Raw genomic sequence first — 13,971 nt, 5'->3', positions numbered from 1 at the left:
TCCGGGAGCCTAGGATGACGGCGCCGCAAGACCTGCGGGGCGCTGCCCAGTCCCCGCCGCAAAGCGCCGCCGCGCCGGCGCTGATCCTCGGCTCGGCCAGTCCGCGCCGGCTGGAACTGCTGGCCCAGATCGGCATCGTGCCGGACAGGATCCTGCCGGCGGAAATCGACGAATCCCCGCATCGCGGCGAAAACCCGCGCGACTATGTCCGGCGCATGGCGCGCGAAAAGGCCACAGCGCTTGCCGGCCGGGCCGAGGACGCCGTCCTTTGCGCCGACACCGCCGTCGTGGCGGGGCGCCGGATCCTGGGCAAGCCCGCCGATGTCGCCGAGGCGCGGCGCTTCCTGCAGCTGCTCTCGGGTCGCCGGCACCGGGTGCTGACCTCGGTCGCGCTGGCCCATGGCGGGCGGCTGCGCGAACGGCTGGTGGACACCGCGATCCGCTTCCGCCCCCTTACCGCCACGCAGATCGAAGCCTATCTCACCACCGGCGAATGGCAGGGCAAGGCCGGCGCCTATGCCATCCAGGGCCACGCCTCGGCCTTTGCCATCTGGATGCAGGGCTCCTACAGCGGCGTCGTCGGGCTGCCGCTGGCCGAAACCGCGGCCCTTCTGGCCGCCATCGGAATCCAAGGAAAAACGACATGAAGGGACGCCAGATCGTCCTGGGACGGATCTTCGGCCGCGATGCGGCAGCGCTGATGCAGGACGGCCGGCTGGAGGATCTGATCGTCGATCCGGCGGGCGCGACCCCGCTTGCCCCCGGCGCGATCTGCCGCGCCAGGGTGGACCGGCTGGTCAAGGGCCAGGGCGGCGTCTTCCTGCGCCTGCCGAACGGCGCCCGCGGCTTCCTGCGCGACCGCTCGGGGCTGCGCGAGGGCCAGTCGCTGCTGGTCCAGGTCAGCGGCTGCGCCGAGGACGGCAAGGCGGTCCCGGTCTCGGCCCGGCTGAATTTCCGCGGCCGGCACGTCATCGTGACGCCCGGCGCGCCCGGCGTGAACGTCTCGCGCCGGATTCGCGACGCCGCGCTGCGCGAGGGGCTGGTGCGCCTGGGTTCATCCGCCCTGGACGGCCGCGAGGATGCGCCCGGCATCGTCTTTCGCTCCGTCGCGGCCACGGCCGAGGAGGACGAGATCGCGGCCGAGCTTGGGCAGCTGCTTGAGCTGGCGCAAGCCGTCACGGCCGATTGCGAGGGGGCACCCGAGCTGCTGCTCGACGCGCCCGAGCCCGCCGAACAGGCCTGGCAGGATTGGGCCGACCCGGCGCCCGACGCCGTCGAGGACGGGCCCGATGCCTTCGAGGCGACCGGGGCCGAGGCGGCGGCGCTGCAACTGATGCGCCCGCGGCTGGACCTGGGCGGCGGCGCCTGGGCCGAGATCGAGGCGCTGCGCGCGCTGGTCGCCATCGACGTCAACACCGGCAGCGACCACTCGCCGGCGGCGGGGCTCAAGGCGAATATTGCCCTGGCGCGCGACCTGTCGCGGCAATTGCGGCTGCGCGGTCTTGGCGGCCAGATCGTCGTGGATTTCGCGCCCATGCCCAAGCGCGATCGAGGCACGCTGGACCAGGTGCTGCGCGCCGCCTTCCGCCCCGACCCGGCCGAGACGGTGCTGATCGGCTGGACCGCGATGGGGCTTTACGAGATCAGCCGCAAGCGCGACCGCGTGCCGCTGGCGCGCCTTGCCCGGCCGGAGGACATGGCATGAAATGCCCGATCTGCGGCAAGCCCGCCGCCGAGCGTTATCGCCCCTTCTGCTCGCGCCGTTGCGCGGATGTGGACCTGGCGCATTGGCTGCGCGGCGACTACCGCATTCCCGGCGAGCGGGTGCCGGATAATGACAGGGAAGAGTGAAAATTTTGTTTTTTGGCTCTGGACAGCGGAGCGGCCCTGCCATAACAACGCGCCAGTCCGAAGCAAGACGCTCGGCGCCCGGATAGCTCAGTTGGTAGAGCAGCGGATTGAAAATCCGCGTGTCGGTGGTTCGAATCCGCCTCCGGGCACCATTTAACTTCTTGAAAGAATAGCGATAATTTCAAGGCGTTTCTTGGCGCTTTCGTGGCGCAAGAGTGACACAAAGCCCCTCATCTGCTGTCGTTTGACACGAAGATCTAGGACGCGGAAGAGGACGGATAGACCCAACAAGGCCGCGAGACACCAGCAGAAGCCGTCCTGAACGGCCGTGCAGCGCGTCATGCAAGGTAATCGGGACGGCCGATAAACTCGGCGATCCGACGCTGGCCCCGAGACCGCACGAGGCTGGCGCCGCCCCCCAACCTGACATCGCAGACCCCGACCTCGGGACCGCGCCGGCGGAAGGGGGAAGTCCCGGCCGAGACCTGCGAACAGGGGCGCCGACCGCTTTCCGCAGGGGTCTGGCGGCAAGCGGAAGCCGTTCCGGGCAGGCGCAGGGTGGCGCCGGCCCGGCCGTTTCCGGCATTCGTCAGCCGCGGCGCAACTGCTCGAGCAATGCGGCCGAGGGCTCGCCCGTCACCGGCAGCCCGCGCGAGGCCTGATAGGCCCGGATGGCGCTGGTCGTGTTCGAGCCGACGTTGCCGTCCACCCCCTGCGTGTCGAAGCCGCGGGCCGTCAGCAGGCGCTGCATCTCCTTGCGCTGCTCGATGCGCAGGCCGGGATGGTCGGCCGGCCAGGGATTGGCCAACCCCGGATAGCCCTTGAGCCGGTCCGCCAGATGCGACACCGCCAGCGCATAGCTGTCGGCATTGTTGTAGCGCAGGATGGCGTGGAAGTTGCGGGTGATCAGGAAGGCCGCGCCCGAGGCACCGCCGGGAACGATCAGCTCGGTCGAGGTGCCTGCGGGCGGCAGCGGCCGCTGGTTGGCCTGGCGCACGCCCAGCGACTGCCATTCCGCGACGCTGCGCCGCTTGCCCTTGCCGGCCAGCGCGGTGTTGAAGCCGGGCGGCAGAGTGACCTCGACCGCCGCCGGCAGGCCGCGCTGCCAGCCCGATTTCGCCAGGTAGTTCGCGGCCGAGGCCAGCGCGTCGGACGGGTCGTTCGACCAGATGTCGCGCCGGCCGTCGCCGGTGAAATCGACCGCGAAGCTGAGATAGGTGGTCGGGATGAACTGGGTGTGGCCCATGGCGCCGGCCCAGCTGCCGGTCATGTGGCCGGGGTCGATGTCGCCCGATTGCAGGATCTTCAGCGCCGCCATCAGCTGGCTGCGGAAGAAGGCGCCGCGATAGCCCTCATAGCCCAGGGTGGCCAGGCTTTCGATCAGGGGCAGGTCGCCGCGCCGCTCGCCATAGGTCGATTCCATGCCCCAGACCGCTGCGACGACCTCCTTGTCGACGCCATAGGTCGCCTCGATCCGGCTCAGCACGCCGCCATATTGCGCCAGCGCCGCCCGGCCGTTGGTCTGGCGCTTTTCCGAAACCGCGTTCTCCAGGTATTCCCACAGGGATTTCTTGAACTCGGCCTGGTTCTGCGAACGGCGCAGCGCCTCGGGGTTGTAGGTCACGTCGCGGAAGGCGAACTCCAGCGTGCTGTCGCTGATGCCCTGGCCGCGGGCGCTGGCCTTGAAGCCTTCGACCCAGTTGCGCAGCCCGGCGACCTTTTCGGCCGGCGGGTTCTGGTAGCGGCCCCATTTGATCTCCTGGCTTTGCTGGGGAACGCCCGCGCCGGGATATTGGCCGGCGCAGCCGCCAAGCAGCAGAGCCATGGCCGTAAGCGTTGCCGAAAGTCGCAATGAAAGCCGCATTCCTGTCCCCTTGGTCGAGCCTTTTGTCCTAGCCTAGCGTCCGTTTTCCCGCGCCGAAAGCCGGAAAACCCGCGGCGGCAAGAGGCCGCCTTTCGGCAGGCTCGGGCGGCACCAGGGCCTTATTCGGCTTGCAGCGGGGTCCAGATCACCTCGTCGATCCGCGGCGCGCCGGTGGCCAGCATCACCAGCCGGTCGAACCCCAGCGCGCAGCCCGCGGCCGGCGGCATGAAGGCCAGCGCGGCCAGGAAATCCTCGTCCAGCGGGTAACGCTCGCCATAGATGCGGGCCTTCTCCGCCATCTCCAGCTGGAAGCGGCGGCGCTGTTCGGCGGGGTCGGTCAACTCGCCGAAGCCGTTGGCCAGCTCGACGCCGCAGGCGTAAAGCTCGAACCGCTCGGCCTCGCGCGGCTCGTCCGCGGCAGGCCGCGCCAGCGCCGCCTCGGCCGCCGGGTAGCGGTCGAGGATCAGCGGCCGGCCATGGCCCAGATGCGGCTCGACCCGTTCCACCAGCACGCGCGACAGGATGTCGGACCAGCCGTCGTCGGCGGCCAGGCGCACCCCCTGCACCTCGGCCTGGGCGCGCAGGGCGGCCACGTCTGTCTCGGCCCCGTCGCAGGTCGCCAGCAGGTCGATGCCGGCAAATTCGCGGAAGGCCTGCGCCACCGTCATCACCTCGGGCGTGGCATAGGGATCGCATTCGGCGCCGCGAAAGCGCAGCATCTCGGCGCCCGCAACCTCGGCGGCATGGCGCAGGTATTGCGCGCAATCGTCGAAAAGCACGCGATAATCCTCGCCCGCGCGATACCATTCCAGCATGCAGAACTCGGGGCTGTGCAGCGGCCCGCGCTCGCGGTTGCGCCAGACATGGCTGAAGGCGAAGATGCGCGCCTCGCCCGCGGCCAGCAGCTTTTTCATGGCGAATTCGGGACTGGTGTGCAGATACATCCGCCGCGGCACGCCGTCGTTGCCGATCTGGTCGGTGGCGAAGGCATGCAGATGCGCCTCGTTGCCCGGACTGACGGCCAGGGCCAGCGGATCGACCTCGACGAAATCCTGCGCGCCCAGCCAGTCGCGGATCGCGGCCTGGATGCGGTTTCGCGCCTGCAGCAGCGGCCGGCGCCCGGCATGGCGGCCCTGGTCCCACCAGGGGCTTTCGTCGGCGGGTTTCATGCGCGCACCTCTTGCATCTGTGTCGTTTTCCGCTTGCGGCTGGCGCAAAGCTGGGAAAAACGCTATGGGATGTCATCTGCCGGACTTGGTATCCGGCATCCCGGAATTTGAAAAGCAGGCAAGGGAACCGCCTTGAAAGTCATCGCCTCCAGCCTTCGCAAAGGCAATGTCGTCGAGATCGACGGCAAGCTCCATGTCGTCCTGACCGCGACCAACTTCCACCCCGGCAAGGGCACGCCAACGACCCAGGTCGAGCTGCGCCGCATCTCGGACGGCAACAAGGTCTCGGAGCGCTGGAAGACCACCGAACAGGTCGAGCGCGCCCATGTCGACGAACGCGCCTATAATTTCCTCTACGAGGACGGCGAGGGCTTCCACTTCATGGAGCCGGAAAGCTATGAGCAGGTCGTGGTCTCGCCCGACGTGGTCGGCGACGACAAGGTGTTCCTGGAAGACGGCATCAGCGTCTTCCTGCAGGTCCATAACGGCGTCGCCATCGCCATCGAGCTGCCGCAGAAGGTGACGGTCGAGGTGGTCGAGACCGAGCCGGTGGTCAAGGGCCAGACCGCCTCGTCCAGCTACAAGCCGGCGATGGCGCATAACGGCGTGCGCATCATGGTGCCGCCGCATATCGGCGTGGGCACCAAGGTCGTCATCAACACCGCCGACCTGACCTATGTCGAGCGCGCCAAGAGCTGATTCCTGATCCGGTGCGGGGCGCGCGTTCCGCCGCCCCGCACCTTGCCTTTCACAGGGCCTTTCAAAAGGCATTTCACCGGGCATTTCACCGGGCGCTGCCGCGGGTCAATCGGCAGTCGCGGCCCCGATGGTTCCGCCCACCACCGCCCCCGCGGGACCGGCGATGACCGCCCCGCCCAGCCCGCCCGTGGCGGCGCGTTCGGTGGGATTGTCGCCGCAGCCGGCCAGCGCAAGCAGCATGGCGGAAACGGCGGTCGCAATCAGGCTACGCATCTTGCTTTCCTCCTTCAGGGCGGCGAAACGCCGCCCCTATCCCAGACAAGACGCGCAGCCCCGCCTTGTGGTTCCGGTCAGGGGAAGATCGGCGCCAGCATCAGCCCTTCGGTTTCCGGCAGGCCCAGCATCAGGTTGGCGTTCTGCACCGCCTGCCCCGAGGAGCCCTTGCACAGGTTGTCCAGCGTCGAGACGACCAGCGTCCGCCCCGAGATCCGGTCGCCCGTCACCCCGATATGGCAGAAGTTCGAGCCCTGCACATGCGCCATCGCCGGCAGTTGCCCATAGGGCAGCACGACGATGAAGGGCTCGTCGGCATAGGCCTCGGCCAGCGCGGCATGGACCGCCTGCGGCTCGCCCTTGAGATAGCAGGAGGCCAGGATGCCGCGGTTCACCGGCACCAGGTGCGGGGTGAACTGAATGCGCACCGGACGACCGGCCAGGGCCGAGAACTCCTGGTCGAACTCGCCCAGATGGCGGTGCTTGCCGCCCTGGGAATAGCCCGCCACATCCTCGGAGCGTTCGGCGAAGAGCATGTTTTCCTTGAGCGAGCGGCCCGCCCCGGAAATCCCGTTCTTGAGGTCGCAGATGATGTCGTCGAGGTCGATCAGCCCCGAGCCGATCAGCGGCCGCAGCGCGAATTGCACGGTGGCGGCGTTGCAGCCGGTGCCGGCGACCAGCCGCGCGTCGCGGATCTGGTCGCGATAGAACTCGGTCAGCCCATAGACCGCCTCGGGCTGGATCTCGGGCGCGGCATGGTCGAGCCCATACCATTTCTTGTAATCCTCCGGGTCGCGCAGCCGGAAATCGGCGCCCAGGTCGACGATCTTCACGTTCTGCGGCAATGCTGCGACCAGCGGCTGGCTGAGGCCGTGCGGCAGCGCGCAGAACACCAGGTCGATGGCCGAGAAGTCGATCTCTTCCATCCTGACCAGCGCCGGCAGCTTGAGGTGGCGCAGGTGCGGGAAGACCTCGTCATAGCCCTGCCCTGCCTTGCGGTCGGCAGACAGCGCGGCGACCTCGATCCGGGGATGGGTGGCGAGGATGCGGACGAGTTCGGCACCCGTATAGCCCGAGGCCCCAAGGATGGCAGCGTTCAGCGTCATGTCTCGATCCCGAGGAAACGGCCGCATTCGGCGCGGCGCTGGTTGGTCAGGCCCCGCAGGGAGCCAAGTCCGGCACTAGGCCCCGGCCCCCGGCATGTCAAGCCGCAGGCCGGGGCGGATCGGGCCGGCCGGGCCCATGCGGGCAGGCCTTGCCGAGGATGGCGCGGCCGCATGAGTATTTGGGGAACGAAGAAGCCGCGGGGCGCGCGCGGGGGTGGAGGGTGCCGGTGCATTTCATGCTCGAGCGCGACGGGAAGCCCGCGCGCGCGGGGGCGGCAGGCATCGTGTGCGCGCGGAATGTGCGGTCTAGCGGAGAAGCCCGCGCGCGCGAGAGCGGCAGCCGCCCGGCATCAGTCAGGCAGGGCCTGGAAGGCGACGGACGCGCGCAGGGGGCGGCCACGGCCTTGTCGGCCGCGGGGCGGCCCTTGGGGCGGGGTGAATTTCAACATGTTGTATTTGCTTTTGAAATTCTCTAAGGGGTCTGTCGCCGCCACCGGCCGGCTTCTTTTCCTGCGCGGGAATGCTGCATCTGCATCATTTTATTGCGAGACATGGCGGCGCGAATCCAATATTCGGGCAGCGGCCGCCAAGGCCCTGGACAAGGGAGAGAGAGATGAGCGCGACCCCTGATCGCAAGAGCCAGCTTGGCCCCGGAGACATCCGCGCCCGCAAGGGCGGCGAGCCGGTGGTCTGCCTGACCGCCTATACCACGCCGATGGCCCGGCTGGTCGATGCGCATTGCGACATCGCCCTGGTCGGCGACAGCCTGGGCATGGTGCTGCATGGCCTGCCCTCGACCATCGGCGTCAGCATGGAGATGATGATCCTGCACGGCAAGGCGGTGGCGCGGGGTTGCGCGCGCGCCTGCCTGGTGGTGGACATGCCCTTCGGCAGCTATGAGGAAGGGCCCGAGCAGGCCTTCCGCAACGCCGCGCGGCTGATGGCCGAGACCGGCTGCCAGGCGGTCAAGCTGGAAGGCGGGCGCCACATGGCCGAGACGGTGGCCTTCCTGGTCGCGCGCGGCATCCCGGTGATGGGCCATGTCGGGCTGACGCCGCAATCGGTTAATGTGCTGGGCGGCTACAAGGTGCAGGGCCGCGGCCGGGACGAGGCCGACCGCATCGCCCTGGATGCCGCGGCGCTGACGGACGCCGGCGCCTTTGCCGTGGTGCTGGAAAAGCTGCCCGCGGCGCTGGGGGCGCGCATCACGCAAGAAATCGCCGTGCCCACCATCGGCATCGGCGCGGGCCTGGATTGCGACGGGCAGGTGCTGGTGGTCGACGACATGCTGGGGCTGTTTTCCGATTTCCGGCCGAAATTCGTCAAGCGCTATGCCGAGCTGGGCGGCGATGCCGATGCCGCCATCGCCGCCTATGCCGCCGAGGTCCGCGCGCGCCGCTTTCCCGGCCCCGAACATGGCTTTGCCGAGGGCAAGCCCGCATGAGCGCGCCCATCGTCCGGCCGCTGGCCGAATTGCGCGCGCTGGTGCGCGGCTGGAAATCCCGCGGCGAAAGCATCGGCGTGGTGCCGACCATGGGCGCGCTGCACGAGGGGCACCTGAGCCTGGTCCGCGCCGCCAAGGCCAGTTGCGACCGGGTGATCGTGACCCTGTTCGTCAACCCGCGCCAGTTCAACAATGCCGAGGATTTTGCCCGCTATCCCCGCACCGAACATGCCGATGCCGAGCTGCTGGGCCCCCTGGGGGTGGATGCGCTTTTCGTGCCCGATGGCGACGAGGTCTATCCGCCGGACCATGCCACGGTGATCTCGGTCTCGGGGGTGACGGCGCCGCTGGAAGGGGCGCATCGTCCGGGCCATTTCGACGGCGTGGCCACGGTGGTGACGCTTCTGCTCAACATGACCCAGGCCGACCGGGCGTTTTTCGGGGAAAAGGACTGGCAGCAGCTGCAGCTGGTGCGCCGGCTGGTGCAGGACCTGAAACTGCCGGTCGAGATCGTGCCCTGCCCCTGCGTGCGGGCCGGGGACGGGCTGGCGTTGTCCTCGCGCAACCAGCGCCTGACGGCCGAGGGTCGGGCGCGTGCCGCGGCCCTGCCGCAGGCGCTGTTCGAGGCGGTCGCCCGGATCGAGGCCGGGGAGCCTGCGGAGGCCGCGCTGGCCGCGGCGCAGGCCGGGCTGGAGGCGGCGGGTTTCGCGCCCGTGGAATATCTGGCGCTGCGCGACGGCGAGACCCTGGGCGAGCCGCAGCCGGGCCGGCCGGCGCGGCTGCTGGTCGCGGCCTGGCTCGACGGGGTGCGGCTGATCGACAACCTGGCGGTCACGCTGCCCTGAACGCATCCACCCGGCAAGATCAGCGCCGCGGGCGCGCTTGCCTCATGGGGATTTGGGAAACGGTGAAGGTGCCGCGCCCTGGGAAGCGGGCGGCGCTGCCTCGAGATGCAATTCGGCCAGGAAGCCGGGATGGGCATTGCGCAGCCGCAATTCCCCCTGCGCGGCATCGACGATGTCGGCGACCACGGCCAGGCCGATACCCTGCCCCTCGCCGCTGGGATCGAGGCTGAGGCCGCGCTGGGTAAGCCGCTCCAGCTCGGCCTCGGGAACGCCGGGACCGTCGTCCAGGATGGCGATGAGGATGCGGCCGTCCTTGCGGCGGGCCGAGATGCGGACCATGCCCCGCGCATGGCGCATGGCGTTTTCCAGCAGCGCGCCGAGGGCCTCGGTCAGTTCGTCGGGACCGATGCGGGCCGCGAGGCCGGGGGGCGCCGAAAGCCGCCAGTCGATGCCGGCGCCCAGCGGCGTGCGGCGCAGCACGCCGATTAGCCGGGTGGCGATCCGGTCGGGCTCGGCGCTTTGCGCATCGCGGCCGGATTGCAGGCGGGCGCGGGCCAGTTCGCGATCGACATGGCGGCGCATCTGCTGGGCGACGGCTTCGATATTGCGGGCGATCTCGACCTCGCCCCTGGCTTCAAGCTCGGCGGCATCGCCCAGCAGCGCCTGGAGCGGGGTCTTGAGCCCATGCGCCAGGTTGGCCGCGCGATGGCGGGCCCGGCCGAGTTCCCGGTCGCGCGCGTCCAGCAGCTCGTCGATCTGGGTGGCCAGCGGGATCACCTCGGTCGGCAGATCCTGGCCGATGCGCGGCCTGCCGCCCGAGACCAGCGCCGCCACCCTGGCGCCCACCTGGCGCAGCGGACGCAGGCCGACGGTGATCTGCACCCAGCTGGCCAGCAGCAGCATGGCGCCCAGCAGGCCCAGATAGGGCAGGAGATCACCCAGGAAGCCGCGCCGCGCCAGGGCCAGCTCGTCGCGATCCGAGGCCAGGATGATGCGCAGCGGCACCGCTTCCCGGCCAGCCACCAGGCTTTGCTCGACCGCCAGCAGCGGCTCGCCGCGCGGGCCGGTAAGCGTGCGCACCGCGGTTTCGCCCGGCGCCGGCGCCGGCTGGTCGCTGGGCAGGGTGTAGTCCCAGAGCGAGCGCGAGCGGCGCAGCTCGCTGCCCAGCATCACCTGCCAGTAATGGCCGGAAAAGGGCTGGTCATAAAGCGGGTCGTCGGGGGGCGCGCGCAGGCGGGCGCCGGTCTCGGCCTCGGGCTGCACCATGGCGGCCAGCGCCAAGGCGCGGGCCTGCAGATCGGCCACGGCGACGCGCTCGACATGGCGTTCGAACAGCACCGCCAGCCCCATGCCCGACAGCGCCAGCGCCAGCGCGATGGCCAGCCCCCCGGCCAGCACCAGCCGCCAGCGGATCGAGCGGATCACGCCCCGACCTGGGCCGGGTCGGCCGCCGGGCCGGCCTCCAGGTGATAGCCGAAGCCGCGGCGGGTGCCGATCACCCCCGGCCCCAGCTTGCGGCGCAGGCGGGTGACGATGGCCTCGACAGCGTTCAGCTCGCGCGAATCGTCGTCGCCATAAAGATGCTCCAGCAATTCTGTCGGCGCCACGATGCGGTCGCGGTTCAGCGCCAGATAGGCGACCAGGCGGAACTCCAGCGGCGTGAGCGGCATCGGGATGCCGTCGATGGCGGCGGTCATGCGATTGAGGTCCACGGTCAGCCGCCCGACCTGCTGCGTCGCATTGCCGCGCCCGCCGGCACGGCGCACCAGCGCGCGGGCGCGGGCGATCAGTTCCTCCATGCGAAAGGGCTTGGGCAGGTAGTCGTCGGCGCCGGCGTCTATGCCCTCGACCCGCTCGGTCCAGGCGCCGCGCGCGGTCAGGATCAGCACCGGGCTTTCGCAGCCCTCGGCGCGCCAGCGCTTCAGCACGGTCAGCCCGTCCAGCCGCGGCAGGTTCAGGTCCAGCACGATCAGGTCGTATTGCTCGGTGCCGCCGCGAAACCAGGCGGTCTCGCCGTCGCCGACCGTCTCGACCAGAAAGCCCGCCGCCTTCAGCGCCCGTTCCAGATCGGCGGCGATCCGGGGCTCATCCTCGACGATCAGGGCGCGCATCAGTCCTCGTCATCCTCGTCCAGGGCCAGGATCCGTCCCGAGGCCGCGTCGATCTCGACCTCGATCAGGCGGCCGTCCGGGGTTGCCAGCTCGACCTCATAGATCATCATGCCGTCCTCCTCGTCCAGGTCCACCTCGATCACCCGTCCGGGCTGGGATTCGTGCAGCCGCGCCAGCACCTCGGCAAGGGGCAGGATCCGGCCGCGTTCGACGGCCTCGCGCGCCTGCTCGAAATCCGGCTCGGCAATGTCCTGACCCGCGGCGAGCAACGGCGGCAGCAGCGACAGAAGGACAAGAAGGGCAAGCAGTCTCATGCCGCCCCTATTAGCGTCCGGGAACTGACAGGCGGCTGACAAAATCGGCGCGGGCCCTGCCGCCGTGCGCGGCGTGCCGAAACGGCAACAGCCCGGCCCGGCGGCTTTCCGCCCAGGCGGGGGTTTTCTGACAACAGCCTGACAGGCGGGATCAGAGGGCTGTCAGCAAGCCTGTGGCATTGCGGGCGCGTTATCCCGCGGACGGGCAACCGCCGCCTTACCATGAAAGGACCAAGAGATGCTGCGCAAGAACGGGACGAGCTTCGCCGAAACGCTGAACGGCACGCCATTCGGAGACTGGCTGTCGGGAATGGGCGGCCATGACCGGCTGTTCGGCTTTGGCGGCAACGACAAGCTGCATGGCGGCGACGGCAACGACACGCTGAACGGCGGCGAGGGCCATGACGAGCTGGAGGGCGGCAATGGCAATGACGTCCTGCACGGCGGCAACGGCAACGACGAGTTGGAGGGCGGCAATGACAACGACGTCCTGCATGGCGGCAGCGGCAATGACGAGCTGGAAGGCGGCGCCGGTGCCGATACGCTTTATGCCGGCTCAGGCCATGACGAGGTCGAGGGCGGGGCCGGCAACGACCTGCTGTTCGGCGGGCTGGGCAATGACGAGTTGGACGGCGGTTCGGGCAACGACCGGCTGGACGGCGGCGAGGGCCGCGACCGGCTGGAGGGCGGGCGCGGCAACGACATCCTGACCGGCGGCGCCGGCGCCGATGTCTTCGAGTTCGAGCGCGGCGACGGCCGCGACACCATCACCGATTTCCAGAACGGCATGGACCGGCTCGACTTCGACGATTTCAGCCGGGCGCAGGTGCAGGCGGTCATCAGCAACGCCCAGCAGGTCGGCGACGACCTGGTGCTGCGGCTGTCCGCCGATACCATCGTCACCATCCAGGACATGCAGAAGGCGCAGCTCGACCTGGGCGACTTCACCTTCTGATCGGCCAGCCCCTTCCGGTCGGCCAGCACTTCCCGATCGGCCGGGGCGCAATCCGGCAGGACGCCGCCGCATCCGCTTGCGGCGGCGTCCTGGTCCCGCACCAGCAATCTGCGGCACCGGCGACAACCCCGCCATGCAGGGCGGCGCGCCGGCCCGTCACTCGGCCGCGTCGATCTTCAGCACGCCGCGGCGGATCTGATCCTCTTCGATCGATTCGAACAGGGCGCGGAAATTGCCCTCGCCGAAGCCGTCATCGCCCTTGCGCTGGATGAACTCGAAGAAGATCGGCCCGATCACGGTTCTCGAGAAGACCTGCAGCAGCACCCGCGTCATGCCGCCGCCGACGACGCCTTCGCCGTCGATCAGGATGCCGTGCCGCTTCATGCGCTCGACCGGCTCCCGGTGGCCCTTCACCCGGTTGTGCGACATTTCGTAATAGGTGTCGGGCGGGCCGGGCATGAACTTCATCCCGGCCTCGGCGATGCGGTCGGTGGCGGCATAGATGTCCTCGGTGGCGATGGCGATGTGCTGGATGCCCTCGCCCTTGTAGGCGCGCAGGTATTCCTCGATCTGGCTGCGATCGTCGGTCGATTCGTTGATCGGGATGCGGATCTTGCCGTCGGGCGAGGTCAGCGCCCGGCTGACCAGCCCGGTCTGCTTGCCCTTGATGTCGAAGAACCGGATTTCGCGGAAGTTGAACGTGTCGTGATAGAACTTGTACCAGCTGTCCATGTTCCCGCGCACCACGTTATGCGTCAGGTGGTCGAGGTAATAGAAGCCGAAGCCCTCGGGGCGCGGATCTGGCTCGGCCAGCCAGTCGTATTCGGCGGCATAGGCGCTGCCGGCATCGCCGTAGCGGTCGATGAAATACAGCAGCGAGCCGCCGATGCCATGGACCGCCGGCGCGTCGATGGATTTGCCGCCACCGGCATATTCCCTGGCGCCCAGCTCCAGCGCGCGCCGCAGCGCGTGCTGCGCATCGACCACGCGCCAGGCCATGGCCGGGGCGCAGGGGCCGTGCTGGCGCACGAATCCCGCGGCATGGCTGTCGGGCTCGGCGTTCAGCAGGTAGTTGATGTCGCCCTGGCGATACAGCGTGATGTCCTTGCGCCTGTGCCGCGCCACCGGGACGAAGCCCATCTGGCGAAAGATGCGGTCCAGGGTCTCGGGCTGCGGATGGGCGAATTCGACGAACTCGAACCCGTCGGTGCCGGCGGGGTTTTCGGCGCTGATGGTGGCTTTCGGGGCGTCATGCGGGAACGGTCCCATGGCGTCTCCTCCTCTGTTCGCGTGTCCTGAAACCATGATCGCGCGAATGCGATGCAAGCCGGGCGCAAACT

15 protein-coding genes and 1 tRNA gene are annotated in these 13,971 nt (G+C 69.3%); 8 read left to right on the top strand and 8 right to left on the bottom strand.

The genetic code is table 11. The features are described 5' to 3' along the window. The first annotated feature begins 14 nt into the window (after positions 1 to 14). From E3U25_RS05055 to E3U25_RS05040, 4 genes are all read left to right on the top strand, one after another. Positions 15 to 647, top strand: a complete 633-nt coding sequence (locus E3U25_RS05055) for a Maf family protein (RefSeq protein ID WP_116221035.1) — start codon at positions 15 to 17, stop codon at positions 645 to 647. Continuing rightward, entirely contained in the window at positions 644 to 1,705 is a 1,062-nt protein-coding gene (locus E3U25_RS05050; protein WP_116221036.1) for a ribonuclease E/G, read from the top strand. Before E3U25_RS05055 ends, E3U25_RS05050 begins: the two co-directional genes overlap by 4 nt. Then, on the top strand, positions 1,702 to 1,851 hold the full coding sequence (locus tag E3U25_RS05045; RefSeq protein ID WP_036753846.1) for a DNA gyrase inhibitor YacG: 150 nt from the start codon (positions 1,702 to 1,704) through the stop codon (positions 1,849 to 1,851). Before E3U25_RS05050 ends, E3U25_RS05045 begins: the two co-directional genes overlap by 4 nt. A 76-nt stretch (positions 1,852 to 1,927) precedes the next feature. After that, positions 1,928 to 2,003 (top strand) — tRNA-Phe (locus E3U25_RS05040). 437 nt (positions 2,004 to 2,440) lie between these two features. Here E3U25_RS05040 and E3U25_RS05035 read toward each other — a convergent pair. Beyond that, positions 2,441 to 3,715 carry a lytic murein transglycosylase gene (locus tag E3U25_RS05035; protein WP_114534940.1) on the bottom strand — a complete coding sequence of 425 codons (1,275 nt, stop codon included), beginning with the start codon at positions 3,713 to 3,715 and terminating at the stop codon, positions 2,441 to 2,443. A 119-nt stretch (positions 3,716 to 3,834) separates the two neighbouring features. Then, complete coding sequence (epmA, locus tag E3U25_RS05030; protein ID WP_116221037.1) at positions 3,835 to 4,884, bottom strand: EF-P lysine aminoacylase EpmA; 1,050 nt, start codon at positions 4,882 to 4,884, stop codon at positions 3,835 to 3,837. Between the two features lie 132 nt (positions 4,885 to 5,016). Here epmA and efp point away from each other — a divergent pair, with 132 nt between their 5' ends. After that, positions 5,017 to 5,583, top strand: a complete 567-nt coding sequence (efp, locus tag E3U25_RS05025) for an elongation factor P (protein ID WP_036753836.1) — start codon at positions 5,017 to 5,019, stop codon at positions 5,581 to 5,583. Between the two features lie 105 nt (positions 5,584 to 5,688). Here the strand turns inward: efp and E3U25_RS05020 are convergent, their stop codons facing one another. Both E3U25_RS05020 and argC read right to left on the bottom strand, forming a co-directional pair. Then, positions 5,689 to 5,856, bottom strand: a complete 168-nt coding sequence (locus E3U25_RS05020) for a hypothetical protein (protein ID WP_166435403.1) — start codon at positions 5,854 to 5,856, stop codon at positions 5,689 to 5,691. A 77-nt stretch (positions 5,857 to 5,933) separates the two neighbouring features. After that, a complete protein-coding gene (gene argC / locus E3U25_RS05015; RefSeq protein ID WP_116221038.1) occupies positions 5,934 to 6,962 on the bottom strand; it encodes an N-acetyl-gamma-glutamyl-phosphate reductase in 1,029 nt (342 codons plus the stop codon). A 613-nt stretch (positions 6,963 to 7,575) separates the two neighbouring features. Here argC and panB point away from each other — a divergent pair. Continuing rightward, complete coding sequence (gene panB, locus E3U25_RS05010; protein WP_114534943.1) at positions 7,576 to 8,406, top strand: 3-methyl-2-oxobutanoate hydroxymethyltransferase; 831 nt, start codon at positions 7,576 to 7,578, stop codon at positions 8,404 to 8,406. Next, a complete protein-coding gene (gene panC / locus E3U25_RS05005; protein WP_116221040.1) occupies positions 8,403 to 9,251 on the top strand; it encodes a pantoate--beta-alanine ligase in 849 nt (282 codons plus the stop codon). Before panB ends, panC begins: the two co-directional genes overlap by 4 nt. Before the next feature lie 42 nt (positions 9,252 to 9,293). Here the strand turns inward: panC and E3U25_RS05000 are convergent, their stop codons facing one another. Genes E3U25_RS05000 through E3U25_RS04990 form a run of 3 tightly spaced genes read right to left on the bottom strand, consistent with a single transcriptional unit; the run spans position 9,294 to position 11,676 of the window. After that, positions 9,294 to 10,676, bottom strand: a complete 1,383-nt coding sequence (locus tag E3U25_RS05000) for a sensor histidine kinase (protein ID WP_116221041.1) — start codon at positions 10,674 to 10,676, stop codon at positions 9,294 to 9,296. Then, on the bottom strand, positions 10,673 to 11,362 hold the full coding sequence (locus E3U25_RS04995) for a response regulator transcription factor (RefSeq protein WP_116221042.1): 690 nt from the start codon (positions 11,360 to 11,362) through the stop codon (positions 10,673 to 10,675). The genes E3U25_RS05000 and E3U25_RS04995 overlap by 4 nt, the downstream gene beginning before the upstream one ends. Beyond that, entirely contained in the window at positions 11,362 to 11,676 is a 315-nt protein-coding gene (locus E3U25_RS04990) for a PepSY domain-containing protein (RefSeq protein ID WP_116221043.1), read from the bottom strand. The genes E3U25_RS04995 and E3U25_RS04990 overlap by 1 nt, the downstream gene beginning before the upstream one ends. Positions 11,677 to 11,914: 238 nt before the next feature. Between E3U25_RS04990 and E3U25_RS04985 the strand changes: the two genes are divergently transcribed. Then, a complete protein-coding gene (locus E3U25_RS04985; RefSeq protein ID WP_114534947.1) occupies positions 11,915 to 12,631 on the top strand; it encodes a calcium-binding protein in 717 nt (238 codons plus the stop codon). 156 nt (positions 12,632 to 12,787) lie between these two features. Here the strand turns inward: E3U25_RS04985 and hppD are convergent, their stop codons facing one another. Then, positions 12,788 to 13,900 (bottom strand): 4-hydroxyphenylpyruvate dioxygenase, encoded by a 1,113-nt coding sequence (gene hppD / locus E3U25_RS04980; RefSeq protein ID WP_116221044.1) that lies wholly within the window; start codon positions 13,898 to 13,900, stop codon positions 12,788 to 12,790. Positions 13,901 to 13,971 lie beyond the last annotated feature (71 nt).

The organism is Paracoccus versutus, from assembly GCF_029909795.1.
Taxonomy (GTDB): domain Bacteria; phylum Pseudomonadota; class Alphaproteobacteria; order Rhodobacterales; family Rhodobacteraceae; genus Paracoccus; species Paracoccus versutus.
The sequence above is the reverse complement of the archived record's forward strand: the minus strand, read 5'-3'. Positions and strand labels throughout refer to the sequence as shown.